Raw genomic sequence first — 24,337 nt, 5'->3', positions numbered from 1 at the left:
GTCCAAACTCCTGTCCCAATCCAATTGCGTGATCCTACAACAGCTTACCCACTTAAGGTAGCCCGCACCGCAGAGCTTACCCACGATTTATTATCCTCCCCTGTCTCAAAACAGGCCGAGGAGCTCAGGATCATGCAGCGATGGCAACACTGTCATTACCTCATAGTATCGCCCATCGGGCCCATTACTTGAGGTTGAACCCTTTCGATTGCAGGAATTCCTGCATGAAAGGACGCGCCTCTTTGCCGAGAATGGACCGGATCTGGCTGCTCCAGGTCTGCTGCTTGTTGTTGCTGCTGCGGGCCTCATAGTACGACTGGATCTGCTGATCATATTGTGCGAGCAAGGGGCGATCCAGCTCGGCGCTATAGTGGTTCTCATGTACCACCAGCGCCCTCGGCAGACGGGGCTTCTGCTCGGGCTCCTGCGCCGGATGGCCCAGACACAGACCAAACAGTGGTATTACCTGATGGGGTAAGCCCAGCGCCTCGCTCACGGCGGCTGGATTGTTGCGGATACCACCGATATAAACGCCCCCCAGCCCCAGTGATTGGGCTGCCAGCAGGGCATTCTGGGCCATCAAAGCACCGTCAATTGCACCGATCAGCAGTTGTTCGACAAAGCCGGTCTGGGCATCAGCCACAATCTGGGTGTGGCGCTGATAATCGGCGCAGAACACCAGAAACTCGGCGGCCTGGGCAACATATGCCTGATGCCCCGCCAGTTCGGCAAGCCGGGTACGCAAGGCCTGGTCCGTCACCCGAACTATGCTGTTGGCCTGCAGGAAGCTGGAGCTGGATGCCGACTGGGCTGCGCTCAGGATCTGGTCAAGCTGCACCGGCGTAATGGGCTCAGGCGTAAACTGGCGGATGGATCTGTGGGAGAGAATAAGGTCGATGGTCGGGTTCATAATGCCTCCTGGAAGAAGACCACACTCTACCCAAAAAAACGCAGCGGCCCAAGGCCATCCCAGAGGAGGATGACGACTGCATCTGCGTTGAACCTATTCCGCCAGCGGATAAGTACCAGCCTTGCAACAGACCGCAAACCGGTTCTCTTCCACCTGAGCCACCGTCATCGGCTTGCTGAACAAGAAGCCCTGAAAGACGTGGCAACCCTGAGCTCGCAGTGCTGCGAGTTCGTTTTCATCTTCCACTCCTTCCGCCATGATGCCAAGCCCCAGGCTGGTTGCCATGGCCACTGTGGCCCGGATCACCGGCAGGTTCAGCCCCACCACGAATGAGCGGTCCAGCTTGATGGTATCGATGGGCAACCGGTTCAGGTAAGCCAGCGACGAATAGCCGGTACCAAAATCGTCGATGGCGATCTTGATGCCCTGCTCGCTCAGGCCATCGAGGATCTCGATGCAGCCTTTCATGTCCAGCATCAAGACGGTTTCGGTCAGCTCCAGGGTAAGCAGGCTGGCATCCACGCCATACGCCTTGAGTTGCTGGGCCACCAGTTCCGGCAAGGAGGTAGATAGCTGGAAACCGGAGAGATTGACCGACACAGGCACCCTTACTTGGCATGCTTGCTGCCAATGGGCCATCTGGGCCAGTGCCGTCGAGAGCACCCAGCTGCCTATCTCCCGAATAAGGCCCATCTCCTCGGCCAGCGGAATGAACTCCACCGGTGAGACATGGCCAAGGACGGGATTGTGCCAGCGCAGCAGTGCTTCAAAGCCAATCAGTTTGCCCTGTGCCACATCCACCTGGGGCTGATAACAGAGGCTCAGCTCCTGCCGACCAATGGCCTTGGCCAGAAACTGCTTCAGGGTCAGCTTGCGATGCAAGGTCTGTTGCATGCTGGGGGTAAACCGCTGCCAGCGCAGGCGTCCCATCTGCTTGGCCTGATACATGGCCATGTCGGCGCGAGTAATGAGGGTGTCACCGTCATCCGCATCGTCCGGGTAGATGGCGATGCCTATGCTGCCGCCTATGGTCACTTCGGGCACACCGCTCAACTGCAACGGTTTGGTCATCTGGGAGAGCATGAGATCGGCTACCTCCTGCGCCCTGTCGCTGGAATGGGCCAGCGGCACCAGGGCGGTAAACTCGTCGCCGCCGAGGCGCGCCAGTTCCACATCCCGCGGACAGACTTGTTTGAGCCGACCGGCCACCCGTTCCAGCAGGCGATCGCCTGCCTTGTGGCCATAGTTGTCGTTGACCAGCTTGAAGTTGTCCAAATCCATGAACACCAGCGCAAAGCGCCCGCCCATGCCGCAATAAGCCTCGAGGGACTTCATCAGACCATAGCGATTGAGCAGCCCGGTGAGCGAGTCGTGCCAAGCCAGATGGCGGTGCTCCAGCTCTTCGAGTTTGCGGTCGGTAATATCGCGCATGGTGAGCAATATCTGTGCCCCCTGCTGGATATGTCGAAACTGATACTGGAACCAGCGCATCCCCTTCCGGGTACGACACTCCCCTTCTGCCACCACCTCGTCGAGGCGTGAGAGCTTCTGGTAGAAAGCTTCATTGTTGCCGGAAAACACCTGGGAGAGCTGGCTGACCTGATCGCCGAAGCAGGTGTCGAAGTGGTGGTTGCCGCTCTCAAGCCGCCCCTGATTGTCAAATAGACAGGCAAGAGTATCGCCGGTGGCGAGGGAGGACTCCTGATAGAGGGTATCGGCGTCGATCACCGCCTCCGTCATCATCATCAGGCGGCCGGCTAGCTGAATGCCAGACAACCGCAGGTAGATCTGTTTTTTGATCCCCTTGGGGGAGAGCGTCCACCACTCGCTGTAACTGCGCCCCTGCTGGAAATCACCGAGGTAGCGTTGCAGCAGCAGATCGATGGCGGCAGCCATGTCGGCAGAGAAGTCCCGCGCTTGCAGTTCGGCAAGCGAGCTGGCTTCCCATACCCCCAATGCGGTACGGTTGGCCCAGTAAATATGATGATGCCGGATGTCATAAACCCAGATAGGGGTATGCAGGACATCCATCCCGCTCAATAACCGTTCGTCTAGCGTATTCATCTAATGTGGTGATTCATGATGTGTGATCACTGAGAAAGCCTGCTACAAGGTACCCTTTCGGGGCACCCCATGCTGGTACAAAATAGGATCCAGCCCATAATCTGAAAATAAGCTTGCGCACAAGGGCTGACTTCATATGAAAACGCTACATGTGAAACCCATGGTCAGGAAAAACGGACTCACCTTGGTATTGTTGGGCATCATAGTAACCATTACTATGATTTTTATACTTTTTTTCTTCCGTGAACAACCACTAATCCCCTTCATCTCCGGCCTGTTGGTGGGTCTGATGATGATCTTTATCGGCTCGTTGAAGCTGGTCGAACCCCATGTCAGCCTCTCCCTCTGTCACGATTGTTTGCAATATCACCACAAATACGGCGGTTGGATCCTGAAATGGAGAAATATTCAGCGAATTGACCAACCGCGCATCCATCTCGGCTGGGATCTGGTCCCCCTGCCCTACATTGGATTGAAGATAAAAGATTACGATGATTTTTTGACATTGATCACACCCAGGTTGGCCGTTCGCCTGCTGACCGAGCAAAGATCCGTGCTGTTGCAGGCCCTGCGCAATGAACAACAGGATTGTCCGAGCGGTACCTGTGGTGGTGCATTGCAGGGGGAAGGCTTGCTGGAGGAGAGCCGTTTTCGCTCTTCGTCAGGCCAGCGTTATGAGGGGGTGATCGCCATGCTGGCCAATCGCATGACCCGGCTGCGTGAGCTGCTTGGTTACGATCTGCTGGTGCCGGACAATAGCCTGGACCGGGATCCAGCCGAATTTATCCGCTTGTTGCACCAATACCAGCGGGAGTCGAATCTAATCCAGATCAATTAAACGCCGGATTGAGCTTGCCAAGGCGGGCGGCTCTTTTTAAGGTCTCCCCCCTGTTACACCCAGAACACCGCTTATGAAGTACATCGAAGAGTTCTATCTGTTCGTCAAGGTGGTGCAAGAGGGAGGCTTCTCCCACGCAGCTGCCGCACTGGGCATGCCGACCGGCACCATCAGCCGACGTATTTCTCAGCTCGAAGAGCAACTCGGCTGCTCTTTGCTGCACAGATCCACCCGCAAGCTCCGCCTCACCGATGAAGGGCTCAGATATTACGAGCGCCTGTGCACCCCGCTGGCCGAGATTGAACAGGCCACGGGGGAGATCCAGGGGCGGGAAGCCGATATCAATGGCGTGATCCGTCTCGCGGCGCCGATCGCCCTCTCCAATACCCTCCTGGTCGACATGCTGGCAGATTTCGGTCTGCACTATCCTGAAGTACAGTTCGACATCACCCAGACCAATGATCATCAGCACCTGTTTGATAACGATAGGGATCTGGTGTTTTTCAACGGTGAGCTGCCGCAATCCATGACCAATGCCCTCTGCCTTGGTCACATCGAATATGGCCTGTTCGCCTCCAGGCTGTATCTGGAGAAAATGGGTACGCCAGCCCACCCAGCCCAGCTGGAAGAGCATTCGCTGATCTACTGCTGGCCCCACCAGCACTGGCAATTGATCGGCCAGGATGACCAGACAATACAGATAAAGCGCGCCGCCAAGCTGACCGTCAACCAGACACAGGCGGCCGTCAGGGCAGCCAGACGGCATCTGGGTATCGTCAATGCCCCGCTCCATTATGTGCATCCATTCTTGCAAGATGAGCAGCTGGTGGCCGTGCTGCCGGACTGGAAAACCGGCCATCGCTCCTTCTACATGGTGCGCTGCCAGCCTCAGTTTGCCCCGCTGCGTGTTAAGATGTTCGCTGAATTCGTTGAAAAATACTCGGCGCACTACCGGAACCGCCAATGGGACAACCAATTTTCACCGGCAACCAGTCTGTCCCATTGCATCTGACCGTGAGCGGGCCACACTTATAGCAATCCTCGTTGACCAGGCCAGCCTAACACTATGAATGTATTGATATGTGATGACTCAGGATTCGCTCGTAAACAGCTGGCCCGTGCCCTTCCCGCTGACTGGGATGTGACGCTGCATTACGCCGCAAACGGACTCGAAGGGATAGAGCAGGTGCTGATGGGGCATGGCGACCTGATCTTTCTGGATCTGACCATGCCAGAAATGGACGGCTACGGTGTGCTGGAGACCCTGCAACAGGAGGGACTGCGCAACAAGGTGTTCGTCGTCTCTGGCGACATCCAGCCTGAAGCGCATCAAAGGGTCATGAGCCTCGGTGCGCTCGACTTCATCAAGAAACCCGCCGCCCCCGAAACCCTGACCGCCCTGCTCAGGCAACACGGCTTGTGGCAGCCAAACGGGGTGGCCTCGACCCCCGCCCCCCTCCTCACCGGTATAGCTACAGCTGAGCCCGATGCCGACGTTGGCATCAAGATCAGCCCCGAGATCCGCGATGTGTATCAGGAGCTCGCCAACGTCTCCATGGGCCAGGCCGCCGACTTGCTGGCCCGCCTGCTCAATGCCTTCGTGGTATTGCCCATTCCCAACGTCAACGTGCTGGAGGTCTCAGAGCTGCACATGGCCCTCTCGGCCGCCGCCGATTCGGATACCCTTTCCGCCGTCTGTCAGGGCTTCATCGGTGCAGGTATCGCCGGCGAAGCGCTGATCTTGTTCCACGACTCCAGCTTCACAGACCTTGCCCGGCTGATGAAGCATCAGGGAGCACTGGATCGCAATGCCGAGCTGGAGCTCTTGATGGACACCGCCAACGTGCTGATCGGTGCCTTCCTGCGCGGTTATGCCAGCCAGCTCGACACTCCTTTCAGCCAAGGCCACCCTGTGGTGCTCGGTCAGCACAGACCCATCAAGGATCTCATCAACACCAACAAGAGTCTCTGGCGCCGTACTCTGGCCATCGAGATCAACTACCGGGTCCAGGATTACGCAGTGCAGTGTGACCTGCTGCTGCTGTTTACCGAAGATTCCATCGCCACCATGAACAACAAAATCATGCACATGCTCTAGGGAGTGACCATGGATATTCGTGAATTTCATTGGCTGATGAACATAGTCCAGAACCTGGACGTAGGGCTGGTGGTACTCGACAAGGAGTACAAGGTGCAGGTGTGGAATGGCTTCATGGAGAGCCACAGCGGCCGGATGGCGGGCGAGGTGCGCGATGGTGTCCTGTTCGAGCTTTTCCCCGACGTTGACAGGGCCTGGTTCGAGCGCAAGGCCAACATGGTGTTCCAGCTCAACAACCGCGCCTTCAGCACCTGGGAACAGAGACCCTATCTGCTGCGTTTCTCCAACTATCGCCCCATCACAGGCTCGGCTCCCCATATGTTCCAGAACCTGACCCTGGTGCCGCTGGCCGATTTTGGCGGCCAAGTGACCCACATCGCCGTGATGATCTACGATGCCACCGACGAAGCCATGCTGATGACTGGGCAACGGCAGATATGATGAACAAGGCCATGCAGTAACAAAACAGGGCGCCGAAGCGCCCTGTTTCATTTTATGGCATTGTCACGCGCCGAGATACTCGGTAAAGGCGTCGATCACCTCTTCGATGTCGTCGTCATTGATCTGCAGATGGGTCACCAGCCGCAGCTCGCCATAACCGGAGAAGAGGATCCCCCGCTCCTTCATGAAGGCCAGCAAAGGCGCACTCTCGCCACTCGTCAGTTGCAAGAACACCATGTTGGTCTGCACCTGACCTAGATCCAGCCTGACGCCCGGCAGCGCCGCCAGCCCTTCGGCCAGCCGTCTGGCGCGGCGGTGATCGTCACCAAGGCGCAACACATGCTGCTGCAGGGCAAACAGACCGGCCTGGGCCAGGATCCCCGCCTGACGCATGCCGCCACCTACCATCTTGCGCAGCCGTCTGGCACGAGCGATGAAGGCATGAGAACCCACCAGCAGCGATCCCACCGGCGCTCCCAGCCCTTTGGAAAGACAGATGGAAATACTGTCAAACGGCGCGGCCAGCTCACGCACCGAGTGGCCACTCGCCACGACTGCGTTGAACAGGCGAGCGCCGTCCAGATGCAGCAGCAAACCGTGCTCGTCGACAAACTCACGCATCTCGTGCAAATAGCTTAGCGGCAACACCTTGCCGTTATGGGTGTTTTCGAGGCAAACGAGGCGAGTCTGGGCAAAATGGGCATCGTCAGGGGCAATGGCTGCGCGCACGTCGGCCAGCGCCAGTGAGCCATCGGCCTGCATGGGCACGGGTTGCAGGGCCACAGACCCCAGCACGGCAGAACCCTGAGCCTCGTAGCGATAGATGTGGGCTGCCGAGCCCAGCACGGCACCTTCCCCACGCTGGCAATGGCTCATCACCGCCAGCAAGTTGGACATGGTGCCTGATGGCACGAACAGCGCGGCTTCTTTGCCAAGCAGGTCGGCGCCATAGGCTTCCAGCCCATTGACGCCCGGATCCTCCCCATAGACATCGTCCCCAACCTCGGCATGAAGCATGCTCTGACGCATGGCATCCGTGGGTTGGGTGACAGTATCACTTCGTAAATCGATATAGCGCATGACATCCCTCCTGGTGCAGGAGGATGACGTTAGCCAGCGCAGGCTGGCTTGGCAAGCAGGGAGTTTCTGGAATGTGAGCCCGGTGACCGCCTACCAGGGCAGCGGCTGCCCCTGCAGATCAACAAAAGCGCCAGATTGAGTCAGGGACAAGCCTGCAATTAAAGTCAGCAAAGAGGGGGCAACCTGGGCGGGGTCCTGCAACGGAGTAGATGCCAGTGCATGAAGAAAAGGCTGGTTCATGGGGGTTGCCATGAGGCCAGGGTGTATCGTGATCACGCCGGACTTGGGAAAGCGCTCGGCCCACTCATGGGCAAGGGTCCTGACCCCCATGTTGAGGGCCGCCTTGCTCATGCGGTAGCTGTAACGTTCCCCTTGTTCATTTGCGCCTATGGCTCCCGCCAGATCAGAAATGGCACAGAGCCAGACTCGGCTATCCTCCGCCATCAGGCGGCCAAGCCGGGCAGCCACGGCCAGGGTGGGCCAGGCATTGGCCAGCAGGCTGTCACACAGCCACTTGGGATTGACCTCCTCAACCCGCTTCTCCGGCATGAAGTTGATATCGTGCAACAGGCCTATGGTGTTGATCACCACGCTCGGCAGGGCGACTGTGTCATAGAGGGTGAACAGCGCATCGAAAGAGAGCGGATCCACCTCCTGCAACGGAAAGTAGCAGGCCGGATCCAGCCCTTTTGGCAGTTGCCTGCCCGCCAGTACCAGCTCCTCTCCACGGGCTGACAGCTCCCTGGCCAGCGCCGTGCCCAATCCACCACTGCCCAAGATCAGATAGCCCATCACCCTCTCCCTGGATTGACTGCCTGTTTAGAGGTTATCAAAATAATGACCGCTTGCCGCCAAGGGGAGGCGGTAACCCCCATACGGCTTTATGCCTCACCCAGATGTTTGCCAAATTCCCGTGCCAGCGCCAGATCCAGAAAACCATCTGCCTTCTTGTGGCTGCGCAAGAACTGGTAATACGCGAGCAGGGTGACCAGCTGTTTTTCATCAGGCAGGGATTGCTCGGGAACCAGTTCCTGCAGCAGGGTGCCGGCGGCGGCCAACGCCTCCCGATCCACCACTTCTGCCTGTCGATAAAGGTAGCCGCAACCGGTGGCGAGCCACTCGAGCGAACAGTTGGCTCCCATGGCAATCTGGTTTGCCTTGCCAAGGCCGGGCTCGGCTCCCTTCAGGTACTTGCGGATCAGGGCTTCACTTAAACCCACCTTGCGGGCGAAGGCGCTGACACTGCCCTCCCCGATCAGACTCTGCAACCGCGCGGCAAATCCGTCCATCATGAATCCCGTCAGAACTAAAGTTCGAATGAACAAAAACCACATTATTGCCTTGCCTGGCAGAAGAGACCAAGATGCTGGCAGCATTTATTCCCCAAGGAGTCACCCATGTCTGTATCTCGCCTCGCCCTGCACGCCCAGGGCCCGACCTTCTCTCGCCTTATCATGGGCTACTGGCGTCTGATGGAGTGGCAGCTCTCCCCGGCCGCCCTGCTCGATCTGATGAAGTACCACCTGGACCTGGGGGTGACCACCATAGATCACGCCGATATCTATGGTGGCTACCAGTGCGAAGAGGCATTTGGCAATGCCCTGCGCCTGGAACCCTCCTTGCGTGACCGGATGGAAATCGTCAGCAAGTGTGGCATCGCCCTCACCGCCAAGCCTGAGCATGCCCTCAACCACTACAACACCGGCAAGGCGCACATCATCGCCAGTGCCGAGGACTCCCTGCGCAAACTCGCGACCGATCACCTGGATTTGTTGCTGATCCACCGTCCGGACCCCCTGATGGATGCCGATGAGATGGCCGATGCCTTTATCAGCCTCAAGCAGGCGGGCAAGGTGAAACATCTGGGGGTGTCCAACTTCAGTGCCCGCCAGTTCGAGCTGCTGCAGTCCCGCCTGCCCTTCCCGCTGGTCACCAATCAGCTGGAGATATCGCCCCTGAATCAGAGCACGACGCTGGATGGCACCCTGGATCTCTGTCAGCAACTGCGCATCAAGCCCATGGCCTGGTCCTGCTTGGGTGGCGGACGCCTGTTCGATGGCCAGGAGTATGCTCCGCTGCGCGCCGAACTCGAGCAGATCCGTCATGAAGTGGGAGCCCAGAACATAGAGCAACTGGTGTACGCCTGGGTAATGATGCTGCCGAGCCAGCCGCTGCCGCTGATTGGCTCAGGCAAGCGGGAGCGGATTGCCGCTGCCGTGGCAGCCGAGTCCATAGCGCTCACTCGCCAGCAGTGGTTCCGCATTCGCAAGGCGGCGCTTGGTTACGACGTACCCTGACCCCTGCTTGATGGCCCAATCGCGCACAAACAAAAACGGCATGGGAAAACCCATGCCGTTTTGCATTAACGAGGCAACTCAACGATGACGCTGGGGGCGACCACGCGGTGCATCTGTCTTCGGTTTGGCTTGGTTGACTGTGATGGTACGGCCACCGATCTCGGTGCCATGCAAACCGGCGATGGCCTTTTCGGCATCGCCATTAACAGGCATTTCAATAAAGCCAAACCCCTTGGACTGACCGGTATCTCGGTCGATGATGATATCGACCTTGTCTACCTGTCCAAATTGGCTGAACACGGTTGTCAGTTCGTCGGCCGTCATCCGGTACGACAGATTACCTACGTAAATCTTCATGCCATCCACTCTCGATTCAAGGTGCCTTCTCTATCCCATCACCAACACAAAGGTAAGGGCACAACCCCCATGCCGGACCTGCCAGGGCGTCATGCCTTGGCACTCCCCGTTCAGCTCACTCAAGTCATTGATCTCTTGGGTGAACAGAACAGGCAAGATCAATTCGAGTCACTGGCAGTATCTGAGCTTTGAGATGGATTGTCGAGAAAATAGTCAGCTCAAACCGGGAGCAGCTCGTTCAGCACACCCTTGATCGCCCTGCGGCCATGCCAGGCTCGTTTAAAGCCAAAGCGGTAGATGCCAGGGGCAACCACATGGGTCCCTTCGCGGCCCAGCCCCATCAGTGCGGTCGCCTCAGCAAGCTGCGCACCATCGAGCCTAAGGTCCAGACTGAACGCCAGCCACTGACCGTCATGACCTACCTTGTATTCCCGCTCTATGGCCACCAGCGCCGTTTTAGGCAAGGCCAGGGCCTGATCATCGCTGCCGTTGAGCAGATAGAGGTGCTCGTCATCCCAACCCAGTTCGGCCAGCCGCCAACGTTGCCAACTGCGTGGCAGAGAGACCAGGATCCCTGTGATGCCTCCGAATATCACCCCAACCCAGTGGAGCAACCCCATGGCACCCCGTCCATACCACAAGGAGGCCGCCACCACGCCCCAACTCGTCAGCAACAACAGAAAAATGACGCAGCGATAGGGCATTGCCGGCGGCATCAGCAAGCGAACCCCGGGGGTTGCCAGCAAGGATGTAATTCGCATGAAAGGTTCCTGTGACCGTGAAATGGCGCCATTGTGAATAGACCTGACAGGGCTGACAAGGGGGTTTTCTTTGTCATCCCCCTATAAAATCAATACCATGGCATCAATGATACTCAATGGAACTTGTTTCTTGACCAGCTCGCAGCCCTGTGTGCGCTTTTGTGGCGTCAACAAATTCTACGGTGACTTCCAGGCCCTGCATCAGATTGACCTCACCATAGCGCGAGGGGAGAAGTGGGTTATCTGCGGCCCGTCAGGCTCTGGAAAATCCACGCTGATCCGCACCATCAATGGCCTAGAGGGAATAGACAGTGGCCAGCTGTTCCTGTTTGGCGAGCCCGTTACCCCCGCCTACCTTCGTCGCCTGCAAGGGCGAGTCGGCATGGTGTTTCAGCAGTTCAACCTGTTCCCCCATATGACGGTGCTGGAAAACCTGATGGTGGCCCCTGTACATACGCTGGGACTGAGCACGCAAGCGGCCAAAACCCGTGCCCTCGGCCTGCTGGAACGCGTACGCATTCAGGCCCAGGCCGACAAGTACCCCCACCAACTCTCCGGCGGCCAGCAGCAGCGCGTGGCCATCGCCCGCTCCCTCTGCATGCAGCCGGAACTGATGCTGTTTGATGAGCCTACCTCGGCCCTCGATCCCGAGATGATCCGCGAGGTACTGGATGTGATCCGCGAGCTGGCAGACGAGGGAATGACGCTTATCTGCGTCACCCACGAGATGGGCTTTGCCCGCCAGGTGGCGGACCGGGTGCTCTTCATGGATGAGGGCAAGATCATCGAATCCGCCCCGCCGGCCCAGCTGTTCAGCACGCCTGCCCACCCGAGAACCCGTGCCTTTCTCGAGCAGGTGCTCAGCTACCATGGCTGATACCCGACCCACCCGCCTCGCCAGCTGGTTGCTGGCAATCCTGTTGCTGATCCTGCTGCTGGGCTGGGTGCTCTACAGTGGCGCCCATCAGATGGGTTATGAGTGGCAGTGGCAGCGGGTCGGCCCCTTTCTCGGGGAGTGGGAAGATGGCGACTTCTACCCTGGCCCACTGCTCAGCGGCTTGCTGGTCACCCTGCAAGTAGCCTTGCTCAGTCTGGCAGGCACCCTGGTCGTCGGGTGTTCCGTCGTCAGCCTGCGTCTGCTTCCCTCTCGCCTGGGCCCCTGGCTTGCCGTCACCTATCTGGCGCTGGTGCGCACCACGCCCCAGCTGGTGCAACTCTACATCCTCTATTTTCTGCTGGGCCCCATGTTGGGACTGGCCCCGCTCGCCTGCGCCGTGCTGAGTCTCTCCCTCTATCAGGGGGCCTTCACCGCCGAAGTATTGCGAGCGGGAATACAGGCCATCCCCAGCGGACAGTGGGAGGCAGCACGCTCTCTTGGTTTGTCACGGGCCATCACACTGCGCAAAGTGATACTGCCGCAACTGGTGCGTATCGTGCTGCCTCCGCTCACCAACGAGCTGGTGTCCCTCATCAAGCACTCGGCGCTGGTGAGTGTCATCGCCATCTTCGATCTCACCAACGAAGGGCGTACTCTGGTGGCCGATACCTTCCTCACCTTTGAGGTGTGGTTCACCGTGGCCGCCCTCTATTTGCTGTTGACGCTGACACTGTCAGCATGTTCGCGGGCGCTCGCCCGTCATCTGGATCCGGAACAACAAGGACGCTAACCATGTCACTCTCGTTCAAAACCGCCCTCTCGGGCGCAGCCCTGCTCTTTACCGCTCTCTTTACCCCTGCCCAGGCAGAAGGCGAGGCATCTGCCACCCTGGCGCAGATAGAACAAAGCGGCACCCTGCGGGTTGGCATGTCCACCTTCGCCCCCTGGGCGATGCGCGACAAACAAGGCGCCCTCATCGGCTTCGAAATCGATGTTGCCCGCCGCCTGGCCACCGACAACGGCTGGCAGGTCGAATTCGTCCCCACCGCCTGGGATGGCATCATTCCTTCCCTGCTGGCAAAAAAATATGACGTCATCATAGGTGGCCTCACCATCACACCCGAACGGGAGAAGAGCGTGCGCTTCACTCAGGCCTACTCCCACTCAGGCATCCAGCTGGCCGCCTCAAAGGCGCAGGCCCAGGACAAAAATACGCTGTCCGACTTCAACCAGCGCGGCGTGATCCTGGCGGTGCGCCGTGGCGCCTCACCGGTGCAGGTCGCCAAGGAGAACTTCCCCAAGGCGACCCTGCGCCAGTTCGATGATGAATCCCAAGTGTTTCAGGAAGTACTGAACGGCCGCGCCCACGGCGCCCTCTCCTCTTCCCCGAAACCTGAGCAAGAGACACTGCGCCACCCCGAAGCTCTTTTTATGCCGTTTGCCGAACCGCTGTCGCAAGGTAGCGAAGGCTTTGCCCTGCGCAAAGGGGATGACGCCCTGGCCGAGCAGTTCAACGAGTGGATCGCAGCCCGTCAGGCCGACGGCTGGCTCAAGGCCCGTCATGACTACTGGTTCAAGTCGCTGGCATGGGAAGCCCAGGTCTCCAATCCCTGATGCTGATTGCCATCAAACGCGCTACCCGAGCCGTCGGCTGGCTCGATGGGATACTCATGCTGATACTGCTGCTGGCAGGCATGTGGCTTGCCAGCAGATTGCACCTTGGCGTGGCCTACCAATGGCACTGGCAGGCCGCCTTCGAGCTGCTGTTCACGCGCGGCCCCCAGGGTGAGCTGCCCTATTTTTTCAGCGGCTTGCTCACCACCTTGCGCATCGCCCTGCTCGGCATGGCACTGGCGCTGCTGCTGGGCACTGCGCTGGGTCTGGCGGCATTCAGCCGCCGCCCCTGGCTGGTGTTGCCGGCGACCCTGTTCATCCAGTTGATCCGCAATCTGCCGCCGCTGGTGTTTATCTTCATTTTCTACTTCTTTATCGCCAATCAATTACTGCCGGCGAGCGGCCTCTCCCGCTGGCTCGGCACTCTGTCACTCTCCCCTTGGCAAGAGGCGCTGCTGGGCCCGCCCGCCAGATGGGAGAACCTCATCTCTGGCACCCTCTGTGTCGGCATGATCAGCGCCGCCTTCGTCGCCGAGATAGTCCGTGCCGGTCTCGCGGCCGTGCCCAAAGGGCAGTGGGAAGCGGCGCAGAGTCTGGGGCTCTCGCCCCGGGTGCGGCTGCGCCGGGTGATCCTGCCCCAGGCCATGTTGCTGATGCTGCCTCCCCTCACCGGCCAGCTCATCGCACTGGTGAAAGATACCGCCATCGTTTCCCTCATTTCGGTGCAAGAGCTCACCTTCGTCGGCACCGAGATGGCCAACTCCAGTGGGCTGGTTTATGAAATCTGGCTACTGGTGGCGGCCGCCTATTTATTGATATGTTTGAGTCTGTTTGTGCTGCTCAGCCGACTCGAAGCAAAACAAGGAGCCCATTGATGCTGACGTCCCTGTTACTGGCCTCTGTACTGCAGGCCGAGGCGATCGGCGGTTATGCCGCCGGTTGCCTCAAAAACGGCATGGCCCTGCCACTGGAGGGACCCGGGTATCAGGTGATCCGCACCAAGCGGCTGCGTTACTACGGTCATCCCGACCTCATCCACTATCTGCAGGGGCTGGCCAACCAGACCCGCATGGCTGGCATGCCGGATCTCTATATCGCCGATCTGGCGATGGCCCGCGGCGGCCCCTTTACCTCGGGCCATCGCAGTCACCAGACGGGCCTGGATGCCGACATCTGGTTTCGCATGGCCAACCGCCCCATCAGCAAGTGGGAGCAGGATGCCCCCAAGGAGTGGGCGCTGATCGACGAGCCCAGCTATCGGGTATTGCCGGGCCGCTTCGGCCCGGAGCAACTGAACCTGTTGCGACTGGCTGCCAGCAAGCCCGAGGTGGCGCGCATCTTTATCAACCCCGTCATCAAGGGAGAGGTGTGCAAACGGGCCGCCGATGAGCCCTGGGTTGCCAAACTGCGCCCCTGGGTCGGCCACTTCAGCCACTTTCATGTGCGGCTGCGCTGCCCCGTCGGCAGCCCGGATTGCGAGCCCCAGGCCCCGATCCCGCCTGGCAATGGCTGCGGCGCCGAGTTGGCCTCTTGGCTCAAGGACAAGCCACAGCTACCCAAGGTCTCAGGTATCAACAAAATGCCTATCCTGCCCGCCCGTTGTGGCAACTGACCCCAAGCTGGTATGGTGGGCCCATATCCGCTAGAAATTTCAATGGAGAACAACAAGATGGCCACTTCACTCTGGCGCAGCACCACGCAGAGCCTGTTGACACTGACCCTGCTGCTGGGATTGACCGGCTGCGGCATGAACAATATTCCGACCCTGGATGAGCAGGTCAAGGCGAGCTGGGGCCAGGTCGAGAATCAGTATCAGCGCCGCGCCGATCTCATTCCCAATCTGGTGGCCACCGTCAAGGGCTACGCCAGCCATGAGCAGGAGACCCTCAAAGCGGTCACCGATGCCCGAGCCAGGGTTGGCAGTGTGCAGGTGAGCGATCCAGCCCAGCTCAAGGAGTTTGAGGCTGCCCAGAACCAGCTCTCCAGTGCCCTCTCCCGCCTGATGGTGGTGGTGGAGCGCTATCCGGATCTCAAGGCAGATCAGCAGTTCCTCACCCTGCAGGCGCAGCTGGAAGGCACCGAGAACCGCATCTCGGTAGCACGCCGTGACTACATAGAGGCGGTGCGCCAGTTCAATACCGAGATCCGCACCTTCCCCGGCGTCATCTGGTCCAAGCTGCTCTATTCGGATCTCGAAGCCAAACCGAGTTTCAGTGCCAAACCCGGGGCTGAAGAGGCGCCCAAGGTCAGCTTCCAATGAGCAAGCTTGCTCGCTGGTTGCTGCCCTGTCTGTTGCTCTGGACCGCAGTACTGCAAGCCGCTCCCGACTTCCCGGCCCTCAGCGGCCGGGTCGTGGACGAGGCGAACCTGATGTCCCGCAAGCAGGCCCACCAGCTGACCCAACAACTGGCAGCATTTGAAAAACGCAGCGGCATTCAACTGGTAGTGGTCTCCATCGACAGCCTGGATGGTGAGACCATAGAGGAGTACGGCTATCAGCTCGGTCGCCATTGGGGCATAGGCCAGAAGGGAAAGAACAACGGTGTGCTGCTGCTGATCGCACAAGATGAGCGCAAAGTGCGTATCGAAGTAGGCTATGGGCTGGAGGGTGTCCTGCCCGATGCCATTGCCGCCAACATCATCCAGACCCGGATCCTGCCCGCCTTCAAACGTGGCGACATGGTTGCGGGCGTGGTGGCCGGCAGCCAGAGCATCATGCAGGCACTGGCGGGTGAATACCGGCCAGTGGACACCGCCAAGAAAGAGGACAAGCTGGGTGGTCCCTGGCTGTTCATTCTGATGGTGATCGTGATGATAGTGCTGCATAACCTGCGCGGAGGCGGTGGGGGCGGTGGCAGTGGTCGACGCCGCGCGGCTTTTCTGGCCGGTGGTTTTGGCGCCGGTAGCTTCGGTGGCAGAGGAGGTGGTGGCGGTGGATTCAGTGGTAGCGGCGGCAGTTTTGGTGGCGGTGGTGCCTCCGGTGGTTGGTAACAGGAATAAAGAGACAGACCATGATTTCTAAACAGTTCTTTCACACCCTGCAGGCCAAGGTTCGCGAAGCGGAGCTGGAAACAGACGCCGAGCTGGTCACAGTACTGGCCCCGGCCAGCGACGGCTATCGCTATATTCCCACCCTGTGGGCAGCCCTGATTGCCATGCTAACCCCCCTGCTGGTGTTCGAACTCGGCTTCTGGCTCGGCTGGTACGAGATACTGCTGGCACAGTGGTCAGTCTGGTTGCTGCTGAGCATACTGTTCCACTGGACTCCCATCAAAATGTACCTGATCCCGAAGAAGGTACGCAGGCACAGAGCCGCCCTGATGGCACGCCTGCAGTTTGTCGAGCAGGGGCTGCACCGCACCCGTGACAGGCTGGGGGTGCTGATTTTTGTCTCTGTGGCCGAGCACTATGTAGAAATACTGGTGGATGACGGCATCGCCCAGCATATCGACAATGACCAGTGGCAGGCGATCATCGATGACTTCACCCGCCGGGTACGCAACAAGGAGGTGGAGCAGGGATTCCTCGAATGCGTGGAGCGCACCAGCGCCATCCTGACCGACGCCTTCCCGGCTACCCGGGATCAAAACGAGCTGCCTGACAGCCTGATCATCCTGGACAAGCCCTGATCGGGTTTAAAATACCGGCATTTTGTTCAAGGGATAGCCGCTCGATAAAGATTATGAAAAATAAGGGGAAAAGTGGTTGACCCAGGCAGCCCTTTCCCCTAAATTACGCCCCGTTCCGGCGCAACAGCGCAGCGAACGCAGTGTTGGCCGAACACGTTAAACCATGGTCAAAAATTTGGTGAGGTGTCCGAGTGGCTGAAGGAGCACGCCTGGAAAGTGTGTATACGGCAACGTATCGAGGGTTCGAATCCCTCCCTCACCGCCAAATTTAAAAGAACCGACCTCAGGGTCGGTTTTTTGCTTTTGTCCTGTTGCCACTCTGGTTATTCATCCGAGGCTCAGCCAAACCTTCCGTGTTATCTTGCAAACCCTCCCCCCTTCCTTGTCCTCTGCCTCCATGAATTGCTCAGTGATTGGATATCATTTTGAAAAACTGATACTTAAGTAGCTACACTAGCCCTTATCAATATTCAGGGATGTACAAAAAATGAGCTTGATTGGCCTTCTTTTTGCAATAATCTGTATTCTTGGCGGTAACATCATAGAAGGTGGGCATCCCAGCGCCCTGCTCGATCTGCCCGCCTTCCTCATCGTGATTGGCGGTACAATCGGTGCCGCACTGACCCAGTTCCCTTTCTCCGTCGTCGGCAAAACCTTCAAACGCTTCAAATGGCTGCTCTCTCCCCCCAAGCTCGACCTGCTGGAACAGGCGCAGTTGCTGGAAACGATGGCAGCTAACGCCCGCCGTAGCGGTATGCTGGCACTGGAAGGCATGATCGACGAAATCAAGGATCCCTTCCTGAAGAAAGGGGTACAGATGATGGTCGATGGCTACGAGAAGACCAAGATCCACGAGGTGCTGGAGAACGAAATCGAGTTCGAGCATGAGGATCTTGAGCAGACCGTCAAATTTTACGAAGCCATGGGAGGCTACTGCCCGACCATGGGAATAGTGGGCGCCGTATTCGGCCTGATCCACGCCATGGGCCTGCTGGATGCACCGGACAAACTGGGGGGGGCCATAGCGGTGGCCTTCATCGCCACCATTTACGGTGTAGGGGCAGCCAACCTGATCTTTTTACCCTTTGGCAACCGCTACAAGGGGTTCGCCCATGATATCCGCCACTACAAGGAGATGACACTGACCGGCATCCTCTGCATCGTGGATGGCGAGTCGCAAGCCCGTCTGCAAGTAACCCTCGAACCTTACATGGGAGGCCATGGTGGCCAAAAAGAAAAAGCCTGAAGCGCCGGAGAACCATGAACGCTGGCTGGTCTCCTATGCCGACTTCATGACCTTGCTGTTCGCCCTGTTCGTGGTGCTCTACTCCTTTGCCATGGCAAAACAGTCTGAAACCCGGGTGCTGATCCAGGGCTTTATCGAGTCGCTGGGAAAAATCGGTCTCATCTCCCCTCCTGCGGGTTCACCCGTGATGCAAGGCGGCACCGGGATCCTGGAACCCGAGTCCAGGACAACCCCCAGCAGTCCGGACAAGGAAACTGTGCTGGAAAAAGATGCACCGACTGCGGCGGCAGATCCGTTCAACGAAACCATAGGCGCCTCGGAGAAACCGAGCGCCACCGAGGCCTGGCCCCACAAAACCAAGGAGCAGGAGTGGGTGCAGGTCACCAAACAGACGCTCAACCAGCAACTCAAGGCGCAGATTGAATCCAAGGATCTGGAAGTGGAGCAGCTCGGCAGCCAGCTGGTGATCCGCATCGGTGAGAAGGCATTGTTTCCGGCCGACTCGGCCTTTCTGCAACCCCAGTTCATTCCCCTGGTCCACAAGATCGCCGGCATACTGGCCAACATCCCTGGCAAGGTAGTTGTCACAGGCCACACAGACAACTCACAAGTGCCGCTCGAACTCTATCGCAGCAACTGGGAGCTGTCGGTACTGCGCGCGGCGTCCATCGTCCATATCATGCTGACCGATCCCAAACTGGACGCCACAAGGGTCATCGCCCAGGGGGTAGCCGATGCGCAGCCCCGCTACCCCAATGATACGGCTGAACACCGGCAGGCAAACCGCAGGGTCGAGATTACCCTCTCCCAAGGCAAGGCGGCCGAAGAGTCACTCCCCATTCTCAAACCCTGACCCGTACAGACCCCCTGTCGGGGGTCTTTTTTAGCTTTTCTTTAGCGCTTTCACCCCTTTCACGGCCACATCCCCTCAATTTCTCCTTCCTTTTTCCCTTCGGGGAAGTCTCTGCACACACCTCTGCCAAGCCTTGTTTTACCAGCCAATTCAGGTCGTTGAAAGTCATTCTCAAATGAGAAAATTGACCTTTGTAGCAAAAAACAATTTTACCCCCGCCGATTAATTATTAATCCGCTGAAATGACATGTAAATCAGTATGAAAGTGTCATAATGCGTAACGTTACTGTTAAGTCACATGATTAATTTGGTTAGGGAAAATCTCTATGTTTGCTGATATTGCTGTTCAACATTGGGCTTTTGCCATTTATGTCATTGCAGCCATCTGCCTCTGTCTGGTGATGATCGGCCTGGCCGCCCTGCTGGGTGGGCGCGCCCACGGCCGCGCCAAGAACACTCCCTTCGAGTCTGGCGTCGATTCTGTGGGTAACGCCCGCCTGCGCTTCTCCGCCAAGTTCTATCTGGTTGCCATGTTCTTCGTCATCTTCGACGTAGAGGCGCTTTACCTGTTTGCCTGGTCTGTTTCCGTTCGGGAAAGCGGCTGGGTCGGCTTCATTGAAGCCGCCATCTTTATCGGCTTGCTGCTGGTAGGACTCCTCTACTTGTGGCGTATCGGCGCCCTCGACTGGGCACCGAAAAAACGCGCCCTGACCGACAAGAAGCCTGACTGACTTACTGATTCTCTCTTTGAGGTTGCACCATGAAGTACACCCTGACCCGGATTGACCCGGATGCGCCCGTTGAGCGCTATCCACAGGAACAGAGCCAGACCGTCGATGACCCGCTGGCACAAGACGCGACGCGCGGCATCATGATGGGGCGTCTCGAGGAGGTGTTGCAAGACACCGTCAACTGGGGTCGCAAAAACTCCCTCTGGCCCTACAACTTCGGCATCTCCTGCTGCTATGTGGAGATGTGTACCGCGTTCACTTCCCCCCATGACGTGGCCCGCTTCGGTGCCGAAGTGATCCGGGCCTCGCCCCGTCAGGCGGATTTCATGGTGATCGCCGGTACCCCCTTCATCAAGATGGCGCCTGTCATCCAGCGACTGTATGAACAGTTGCTTGAGCCCAAGTGGGTCATTTCCATGGGCGCCTGCGCCAACTCGGGCGGCATGTATGACATCTATTCAGTGGTACAGGGGGTAGACAAGTTCCTGCCGGTCGACGTCTATATTCCGGGCTGCCCGCCCCGTCCCGAGGCCTTCCTGCAAGCCCTGATGCTGCTGCAGGACTCCATCGGCAAAGAGCGCCGCCCCCTCTCCTGGGTCGTCGGCGATCAGGGGATCTACCGTCCCGACATGCCGGCCGAGAAAGACCGCAAACGGGGCGAGCGGATCAAGGTGACCAACCTGCGCACGCCGGATGAGATCTGACCATGAAACTGACTCGCGATTTTCCCAGCAATTACACCATGGCCCAGTGGCAACCCAGCGATCACCAGGATGCCCAGGTGGTCGGCGAACTGTTTGCCCACTTCGGTGCCGAGCGTTTCACCGTGCAGAGTACCCGTACCGGCGTACCCGTGATCTGGCTCGCCCGCGAACTGCTGCTGGACGTGGTGGGCTTTTTGCGCAAGCTCCCCTCCCCGTTCGTGATGCTGTATGACCTGAGCGGCACCGACGAACGGCTGCGCAGCCATCGTGACGGCCTGCCCCAGAGCGACTTCACCGTCTTCTATCACTTCATCTCCATCGACCGTAACGCCGATGTGATGCTCAAAGTGCCCCTTGCCGAGAGCGACCTGCATCTTCCCACCCTCACAGGCCACTTCCCCAACGCCAACTGGTATGAGCGGGAAGTGTGGGATCTACTGGGCATAACCTTCGACGGTCATCCCCATCTGACCCGCATCATGATGCCCAAGAGCTGGCAGGGTCACCCGCTGCGCAAGGACTATCCTGCACGGGCCACCGAATTCGATCCCTTCATGCTCGATGCCGCCAAGCAGGACATGGAGCAGGAGAACCTGCTGTTCAAACCGGAAGAGTGGGGCATGGCCCGTGGCAACGAGAACGAGGACTATATGTTCTTGAACCTCGGTCCCAACCACCCCTCCGCCCACGGCGCCTTCCGACTGGTGTTGCAACTCGATGGCGAAGAGATCCGCAACTGCGTGCCCGACATCGGTTATCACCATCGCGGTGCCGAAAAGATGGGTGAGCGCCAGTCCTGGCACAGCTATATCCCCTACACAGACAGGGTCGAGTATCTGGGCGGGGTAATGAACAACCTGCCTTACGTGCTGGCAGTGGAGAAACTGGCCGGCATCAAGGTGCCGAACCGGGTCGACGTGATCCGGGTGATGATGGCGGAGCTGTTCCGCATCCAGAGCCACCTCCTGTTCCTTGGCACCTATATCCAGGACGTGGGGGCCATGACCCCTGTCTTCTTTACCTTCACCGACCGGCAGAAGATCTACACCATCATCGAAGCCATCACGGGTGCCCGCATGCACCCGGCCTGGTTCCGTATCGGTGGCGTGGCCCACGACTTGCCCAAGGGATGGCAGCGACTGGTGCAGGACAATCTGCTGAGCTGGCTGCCCAAGCGTCTGATGGATTATGAAAAAGCCGCCATGCGCAACAGCATTTTGCGCGGACGCACCATTGGCGTCTCTGCCTATACCACTGAGCAGGCGCTCGCCTGGGGCACGACGGGGGCGGGTCTGCGGGCCACGGGCCTCAACTTTGACGTGCGCAAATGGCGCCCTTATTCGGGTTATGACCAGTTCGACTTCGAAGTGCCGGTGGGCAGCAATGGCGATGCCTATGACAGGGCCACGGTACGCATCGAGGAGATCCGCCAGAGCCTGTCGATCATAGAGCAGTGCATGAAGAACATGCCGGAGGGGCCCTTCAAGGCGGATCACCCCCTCACCACACCGCCCCCCAAAGATCGCACCCTGCAAGACATAGAGACGCTGATCACCCACTTCCTGCAAGTGTCGTGGGGCCCTGTGATGCCGGCCGCCGAGTCGTTCCAGATGATAGAGGCCACCAAGGGGATCAACAGTTATTACCTGACCAGCGATGGCTCCACCATGAGCTACCGGACCCGGATCCGCACCCCGAGCTTTGCTCACCTGCAACAGATCCCTTCCGTGATCAAGGGCAGCATGGTGTCGGATCTCATCGTCTATCTGGGCAGTATCGATTTCGTTATGTCGGATGTGGATCGTTGAGTCCTCGGGTAATCAAACCACAGCACTCAACAACCGTGACGAGACAAAAAGAATAAGCCACAAAAGGTTAAGCCATGAGCCAGCAATGTCAGTGCCAAAACAGTCAGACCCCGCAGGGGCAGAGTGCGTGCGGGGGCAAGGGGGATGGACCCGTCCCTGGACCAACAGACGGCTTCGTCCTGAGCCAGGCAGAACGGGACGCCATCGAACATGAGAAACACCACTACGAAGATCCCCGCGCCGCCAGCATTGAAGCGCTCAAGATCGTGCAGCAGGCCCGTGGCTGGGTACCGGACGGTGCCATTTATGCCATCGCCACCGAGCTCGGCATTCCCGCCAGCGACGTGGAAGGGGTCGCCACTTTCTACAGTCAGATCTTCCGTCAGCCGGTAGGCCGCCACATCATCCGTGTCTGTGACAGCATGGTCTGTTACATCAACGGCCACGAAGGGTTGCTGGCCGGCCTCAAGGAAGTGATGGATCTGGCCCCCGGCCAGACCAGCGCCGATGGCCGCTTCACCCTGCTGCCCGTCTGCTGCCTCGGCAACTGCGACAAGGGCCCGGCCCTGATGATCGATGACGACACCTATGGTGGGCTCGATGCCGCCACACTGATCAAGACGCTGGAGGCTTATCCATGAGTCTTCCAACCAACAAGATCCTCGCCTCTCTCGGCACCGCCAACCGCACGGCCCGGGCCCCCGAGACTCATCCGCTCACCTGGCGACTGCGTGACGATGGTCAGCCGGTCTGGCTGGATGAATACCAGAGCAAGCAAGGCTATGACGCTGCCCGCAAGGCGCTGGGCCAGATGAGCCCTGATGAGATAGTCGGCACCGTCAAGGATGCCGGTCTCAAGGGTCGTGGCGGCGCCGGCTTCCCCACAGGGGTGAAGTGGGGGCTGATGCCCAAAGACGAGAGCATGAACATACGTTACCTGCTCTGCAATGCCGACGAGATGGAACCCAATACCTGGAAAGATCGCCTGTTGATGGAGCAGCTGCCCCACCTGCTGATCGAGGGCATGATCATCTCCGCCAAGGCGCTCAAGGCCTATCGCGGCTATATCTTCCTGCGCGGTGAATACGTGGATGCCGCCATCCATCTGCGCCGTGCGGTGGAAGAGGCCAAGGCCGCCGGCCTGCTCGGCAAGAACATTCTGGGATCCGGCTTTGATTTCGAGCTGTTCGTCCACACCGGCGCCGGTCGTTACATCTGTGGTGAAGAGACGGCGCTGATCAACTCACTGGAAGGCCGGCGCGCCAACCCGCGCGCCAAGCCCCCCTTCCCCGCCGTTTCCGGCGTCTGGGGCAAACCCACCTGCGTCAACAACGTCGAAACCCTGTGCAACGTGCCCGCCATCATAGGCAACGGCGTGGCCTGGTATCAGGGACTGGCGCTGCCGGGTTCTGAAGATCACGGCACCAAGCTGATGGGCTTCTCCGGCAAGGTGAACAACCCCGGGGTCTGGGAACTGCCCTTTGGCATCACGGCCCGCGAGCTGTTTGAGCACTACGCCGGTGGCATGAAGCCAGGCTACCGCCTCAAGGCGTGGCAACCGGGCGGGGCTGGCACCGGCTTCCTACTGCCAGAGCACCTGGATGCCCAGATGTATACCGCCGGTATCGGCAAGGTGGGCACCCGCATGGGAACGGGTCTGGCCATGGCGGTCGATGACAGCGTCAACATGGTAGGGCTCTTGCGCAACATGGAAGAGTTCTTCGCTCGCGAATCCTGCGGTTGGTGTACCCCGTGCCGTGATGGCCTGCCCTGGAGCGTCAAGCTGCTACGGGCGCTGGAGCGTGGCGAGGGACAGCAAGGGGATCTCGCGACCCTGGAGCAGCTTTGCAATTTCCTTGGGCCGGGCAAAACCTTCTGTGCCCACGCGCCCGGCGCCGTCGAGCCCCTTGCCAGCGCACTCAAGTATTTCAGATCCGAATTCGAGGCCGGTATCAAGGGGCCAAGCGACCATCACTCGCTGCTCAAAGGGATCCAGCCCAATCTGCTGGGCGAACGCTGGTAAGCGCCA

At 59.0% G+C, this 24,337-nt stretch carries 27 protein-coding genes and 1 tRNA gene; 21 read left to right on the top strand and 7 right to left on the bottom strand.

Features of this window, described 5'->3' with window-relative positions; genetic code table 11:
* Positions 1–184: 184 nt before the first annotated feature.
* Positions 185–910: an oxygen-insensitive NADPH nitroreductase gene (nfsA, locus tag ONZ54_RS09765; RefSeq protein WP_059113230.1), complete on the bottom strand. Its 726-nt coding sequence runs from the start codon at positions 908–910 to the stop codon at positions 185–187.
* Positions 911–1,003: 93 nt separating this feature from the next.
* Complete coding sequence (locus ONZ54_RS09760; RefSeq protein ID WP_059169502.1) at positions 1,004–2,941, bottom strand: putative bifunctional diguanylate cyclase/phosphodiesterase; 1,938 nt, start codon at positions 2,939–2,941, stop codon at positions 1,004–1,006.
* 169 nt (positions 2,942–3,110) lie between these two features.
* Between ONZ54_RS09760 and ONZ54_RS09755 the strand changes: the two genes are divergently transcribed.
* The 4 genes from ONZ54_RS09755 (at position 3,111) to ONZ54_RS09740 (ending at position 6,351) form a co-directional block, all read left to right on the top strand.
* Entirely contained in the window at positions 3,111–3,812 is a 702-nt protein-coding gene (locus tag ONZ54_RS09755) for a DUF2982 domain-containing protein (protein ID WP_334312723.1), read from the top strand.
* A 73-nt stretch (positions 3,813–3,885) separates the two neighbouring features.
* The gene (locus tag ONZ54_RS09750) at positions 3,886–4,824 is read left to right on the top strand and encodes a LysR family transcriptional regulator (protein WP_271788027.1); all 939 of its coding nucleotides are present in this window, start codon (positions 3,886–3,888) and stop codon (positions 4,822–4,824) included.
* A 54-nt stretch (positions 4,825–4,878) separates the two neighbouring features.
* Complete coding sequence (locus tag ONZ54_RS09745) at positions 4,879–5,910, top strand: response regulator (protein ID WP_059169499.1); 1,032 nt, start codon at positions 4,879–4,881, stop codon at positions 5,908–5,910.
* 9 nt (positions 5,911–5,919) lie between these two features.
* On the top strand, positions 5,920–6,351 hold the full coding sequence (locus tag ONZ54_RS09740) for a PAS domain-containing protein (protein ID WP_005314981.1): 432 nt from the start codon (positions 5,920–5,922) through the stop codon (positions 6,349–6,351).
* Between the two features lie 63 nt (positions 6,352–6,414).
* On the opposite strand, the gene ltaE is transcribed toward ONZ54_RS09740, so the two are convergent.
* The 3 genes from ltaE to ONZ54_RS09725 all read right to left on the bottom strand — a co-directional run bounded on the left by ltaE (position 6,415) and on the right by ONZ54_RS09725 (position 8,720).
* On the bottom strand, positions 6,415–7,431 hold the full coding sequence (gene ltaE / locus ONZ54_RS09735; RefSeq protein ID WP_271788026.1) for a low-specificity L-threonine aldolase: 1,017 nt from the start codon (positions 7,429–7,431) through the stop codon (positions 6,415–6,417).
* A gap of 90 nt (positions 7,432–7,521) precedes the next feature.
* Positions 7,522–8,223 (bottom strand): SDR family oxidoreductase, encoded by a 702-nt coding sequence (locus ONZ54_RS09730; RefSeq protein WP_271788025.1) that lies wholly within the window; start codon positions 8,221–8,223, stop codon positions 7,522–7,524.
* A gap of 89 nt (positions 8,224–8,312) precedes the next feature.
* A complete protein-coding gene (locus ONZ54_RS09725) occupies positions 8,313–8,720 on the bottom strand; it encodes a hypothetical protein (protein WP_005314974.1) in 408 nt (135 codons plus the stop codon).
* Positions 8,721–8,828: 108 nt separating this feature from the next.
* Here ONZ54_RS09725 and ONZ54_RS09720 point away from each other — a divergent pair, with 108 nt between their 5' ends.
* Complete coding sequence (locus ONZ54_RS09720) at positions 8,829–9,728, top strand: aldo/keto reductase (RefSeq protein ID WP_271788024.1); 900 nt, start codon at positions 8,829–8,831, stop codon at positions 9,726–9,728.
* A gap of 78 nt (positions 9,729–9,806) precedes the next feature.
* Here the strand turns inward: ONZ54_RS09720 and ONZ54_RS09715 are convergent, their stop codons facing one another.
* Positions 9,807–10,085 (bottom strand): RNA recognition motif domain-containing protein, encoded by a 279-nt coding sequence (locus ONZ54_RS09715; protein WP_011898630.1) that lies wholly within the window; start codon positions 10,083–10,085, stop codon positions 9,807–9,809.
* Positions 10,086–10,303: 218 nt separating this feature from the next.
* The gene (locus tag ONZ54_RS09710; protein WP_271788023.1) at positions 10,304–10,846 is read right to left on the bottom strand and encodes a hypothetical protein; all 543 of its coding nucleotides are present in this window, start codon (positions 10,844–10,846) and stop codon (positions 10,304–10,306) included.
* Positions 10,847–10,952: 106 nt separating this feature from the next.
* On the opposite strand from ONZ54_RS09710, the gene ONZ54_RS09705 reads away from it, so the two are divergent.
* From ONZ54_RS09705 to nuoF, 16 genes are all read left to right on the top strand, one after another.
* On the top strand, positions 10,953–11,723 hold the full coding sequence (locus ONZ54_RS09705) for an amino acid ABC transporter ATP-binding protein (RefSeq protein ID WP_059113251.1): 771 nt from the start codon (positions 10,953–10,955) through the stop codon (positions 11,721–11,723).
* Positions 11,716–12,513, top strand: a complete 798-nt coding sequence (locus tag ONZ54_RS09700; RefSeq protein WP_017411548.1) for an amino acid ABC transporter permease — start codon at positions 11,716–11,718, stop codon at positions 12,511–12,513. Before ONZ54_RS09705 ends, ONZ54_RS09700 begins: the two co-directional genes overlap by 8 nt.
* Positions 12,514–12,515: 2 nt before the next feature.
* Complete coding sequence (locus ONZ54_RS09695; protein WP_271788022.1) at positions 12,516–13,337, top strand: transporter substrate-binding domain-containing protein; 822 nt, start codon at positions 12,516–12,518, stop codon at positions 13,335–13,337.
* On the top strand, positions 13,337–14,212 hold the full coding sequence (locus ONZ54_RS09690; RefSeq protein WP_058394108.1) for an amino acid ABC transporter permease: 876 nt from the start codon (positions 13,337–13,339) through the stop codon (positions 14,210–14,212). Before ONZ54_RS09695 ends, ONZ54_RS09690 begins: the two co-directional genes overlap by 1 nt.
* On the top strand, positions 14,212–14,949 hold the full coding sequence (gene mepA, locus ONZ54_RS09685) for a penicillin-insensitive murein endopeptidase (RefSeq protein ID WP_058394109.1): 738 nt from the start codon (positions 14,212–14,214) through the stop codon (positions 14,947–14,949). The genes ONZ54_RS09690 and mepA overlap by 1 nt, the downstream gene beginning before the upstream one ends.
* A 42-nt stretch (positions 14,950–14,991) precedes the next feature.
* A complete protein-coding gene (locus ONZ54_RS09680) occupies positions 14,992–15,597 on the top strand; it encodes a LemA family protein (RefSeq protein ID WP_005314946.1) in 606 nt (201 codons plus the stop codon).
* Entirely contained in the window at positions 15,594–16,328 is a 735-nt protein-coding gene (locus ONZ54_RS09675) for a TPM domain-containing protein (RefSeq protein WP_271788021.1), read from the top strand. Before ONZ54_RS09680 ends, ONZ54_RS09675 begins: the two co-directional genes overlap by 4 nt.
* Before the next feature lie 20 nt (positions 16,329–16,348).
* Complete coding sequence (locus tag ONZ54_RS09670; RefSeq protein WP_005314938.1) at positions 16,349–16,966, top strand: TPM domain-containing protein; 618 nt, start codon at positions 16,349–16,351, stop codon at positions 16,964–16,966.
* Between the two features lie 177 nt (positions 16,967–17,143).
* Positions 17,144–17,231: transfer RNA gene (locus ONZ54_RS09665), tRNA-Ser, on the top strand.
* 222 nt (positions 17,232–17,453) lie between these two features.
* Positions 17,454–18,212 (top strand): flagellar motor protein, encoded by a 759-nt coding sequence (locus ONZ54_RS09660; RefSeq protein WP_087755515.1) that lies wholly within the window; start codon positions 17,454–17,456, stop codon positions 18,210–18,212.
* Positions 18,187–19,065 (top strand): flagellar motor protein MotB, encoded by an 879-nt coding sequence (locus ONZ54_RS09655; RefSeq protein ID WP_059169766.1) that lies wholly within the window; start codon positions 18,187–18,189, stop codon positions 19,063–19,065. Before ONZ54_RS09660 ends, ONZ54_RS09655 begins: the two co-directional genes overlap by 26 nt.
* 326 nt (positions 19,066–19,391) lie before the next feature.
* Positions 19,392–19,796 (top strand): NADH-quinone oxidoreductase subunit A, encoded by a 405-nt coding sequence (locus tag ONZ54_RS09650; RefSeq protein ID WP_017411553.1) that lies wholly within the window; start codon positions 19,392–19,394, stop codon positions 19,794–19,796.
* A 29-nt stretch (positions 19,797–19,825) separates the two neighbouring features.
* Positions 19,826–20,500, top strand: coding sequence for a NuoB/complex I 20 kDa subunit family protein (locus ONZ54_RS09645; protein ID WP_005314925.1), 675 nt, complete (start codon positions 19,826–19,828; stop codon positions 20,498–20,500).
* A gap of 2 nt (positions 20,501–20,502) precedes the next feature.
* Positions 20,503–22,308, top strand: a complete 1,806-nt coding sequence (gene nuoC / locus ONZ54_RS09640; RefSeq protein ID WP_125600399.1) for an NADH-quinone oxidoreductase subunit C/D — start codon at positions 20,503–20,505, stop codon at positions 22,306–22,308.
* 74 nt (positions 22,309–22,382) lie between these two features.
* A complete protein-coding gene (gene nuoE, locus ONZ54_RS09635; protein ID WP_005314908.1) occupies positions 22,383–22,949 on the top strand; it encodes an NADH-quinone oxidoreductase subunit NuoE in 567 nt (188 codons plus the stop codon).
* On the top strand, positions 22,946–24,331 hold the full coding sequence (nuoF, locus tag ONZ54_RS09630; RefSeq protein WP_271788020.1) for an NADH-quinone oxidoreductase subunit NuoF: 1,386 nt from the start codon (positions 22,946–22,948) through the stop codon (positions 24,329–24,331). The genes nuoE and nuoF overlap by 4 nt, the downstream gene beginning before the upstream one ends.
* The last annotated feature ends 6 nt before the right edge of the window (positions 24,332–24,337 follow it).

Origin of the sequence: Aeromonas salmonicida (assembly GCF_028355655.1) — a bacterium.
Lineage (GTDB): Bacteria > Pseudomonadota > Gammaproteobacteria > Enterobacterales > Aeromonadaceae > Aeromonas > Aeromonas salmonicida.
The sequence above is the reverse complement of the archived record's forward strand: the minus strand, read 5'-3'. Positions and strand labels throughout refer to the sequence as shown.

Coding starts and splice junctions, on each gene's coding strand:
- ONZ54_RS09725 (WP_005314974.1), bottom strand. CDS start 8,720: ATGGACGGATTTGCCGCGCGGTTGCAGAGTCTGATCGGGGAGGGCAGT.
- nuoC (WP_125600399.1), top strand. CDS start 20,503: ATGAAACTGACTCGCGATTTTCCCAGCAATTACACCATGGCCCAGTGG.
- ONZ54_RS09750 (WP_271788027.1), top strand. CDS start 3,886: ATGAAGTACATCGAAGAGTTCTATCTGTTCGTCAAGGTGGTGCAAGAG.
- ONZ54_RS09730 (WP_271788025.1), bottom strand. CDS start 8,223: ATGGGCTATCTGATCTTGGGCAGTGGTGGATTGGGCACGGCGCTGGCC.
- ONZ54_RS09645 (WP_005314925.1), top strand. CDS start 19,826: ATGAAGTACACCCTGACCCGGATTGACCCGGATGCGCCCGTTGAGCGC.
- nuoF (WP_271788020.1), top strand. CDS start 22,946: ATGAGTCTTCCAACCAACAAGATCCTCGCCTCTCTCGGCACCGCCAAC.
- ONZ54_RS09720 (WP_271788024.1), top strand. CDS start 8,829: ATGTCTGTATCTCGCCTCGCCCTGCACGCCCAGGGCCCGACCTTCTCT.
- ONZ54_RS09695 (WP_271788022.1), top strand. CDS start 12,516: ATGTCACTCTCGTTCAAAACCGCCCTCTCGGGCGCAGCCCTGCTCTTT.
- ONZ54_RS09700 (WP_017411548.1), top strand. CDS start 11,716: ATGGCTGATACCCGACCCACCCGCCTCGCCAGCTGGTTGCTGGCAATC.
- ONZ54_RS09670 (WP_005314938.1), top strand. CDS start 16,349: ATGATTTCTAAACAGTTCTTTCACACCCTGCAGGCCAAGGTTCGCGAA.
- ltaE (WP_271788026.1), bottom strand. CDS start 7,431: ATGCGCTATATCGATTTACGAAGTGATACTGTCACCCAACCCACGGAT.
- ONZ54_RS09705 (WP_059113251.1), top strand. CDS start 10,953: ATGATACTCAATGGAACTTGTTTCTTGACCAGCTCGCAGCCCTGTGTG.
- nfsA (WP_059113230.1), bottom strand. CDS start 910: ATGAACCCGACCATCGACCTTATTCTCTCCCACAGATCCATCCGCCAG.
- ONZ54_RS09690 (WP_058394108.1), top strand. CDS start 13,337: ATGCTGATTGCCATCAAACGCGCTACCCGAGCCGTCGGCTGGCTCGAT.
- ONZ54_RS09660 (WP_087755515.1), top strand. CDS start 17,454: ATGAGCTTGATTGGCCTTCTTTTTGCAATAATCTGTATTCTTGGCGGT.
- ONZ54_RS09675 (WP_271788021.1), top strand. CDS start 15,594: ATGAGCAAGCTTGCTCGCTGGTTGCTGCCCTGTCTGTTGCTCTGGACC.
- ONZ54_RS09740 (WP_005314981.1), top strand. CDS start 5,920: ATGGATATTCGTGAATTTCATTGGCTGATGAACATAGTCCAGAACCTG.
- nuoE (WP_005314908.1), top strand. CDS start 22,383: ATGAGCCAGCAATGTCAGTGCCAAAACAGTCAGACCCCGCAGGGGCAG.
- ONZ54_RS09650 (WP_017411553.1), top strand. CDS start 19,392: ATGTTTGCTGATATTGCTGTTCAACATTGGGCTTTTGCCATTTATGTC.
- mepA (WP_058394109.1), top strand. CDS start 14,212: ATGCTGACGTCCCTGTTACTGGCCTCTGTACTGCAGGCCGAGGCGATC.
- ONZ54_RS09745 (WP_059169499.1), top strand. CDS start 4,879: ATGAATGTATTGATATGTGATGACTCAGGATTCGCTCGTAAACAGCTG.
- ONZ54_RS09680 (WP_005314946.1), top strand. CDS start 14,992: ATGGAGAACAACAAGATGGCCACTTCACTCTGGCGCAGCACCACGCAG.
- ONZ54_RS09710 (WP_271788023.1), bottom strand. CDS start 10,846: ATGCGAATTACATCCTTGCTGGCAACCCCCGGGGTTCGCTTGCTGATG.
- ONZ54_RS09755 (WP_334312723.1), top strand. CDS start 3,111: ATGAAAACGCTACATGTGAAACCCATGGTCAGGAAAAACGGACTCACC.
- ONZ54_RS09760 (WP_059169502.1), bottom strand. CDS start 2,941: ATGGATGTCCTGCATACCCCTATCTGGGTTTATGACATCCGGCATCAT.
- ONZ54_RS09715 (WP_011898630.1), bottom strand. CDS start 10,085: ATGAAGATTTACGTAGGTAATCTGTCGTACCGGATGACGGCCGACGAA.
- ONZ54_RS09655 (WP_059169766.1), top strand. CDS start 18,187: ATGGTGGCCAAAAAGAAAAAGCCTGAAGCGCCGGAGAACCATGAACGC.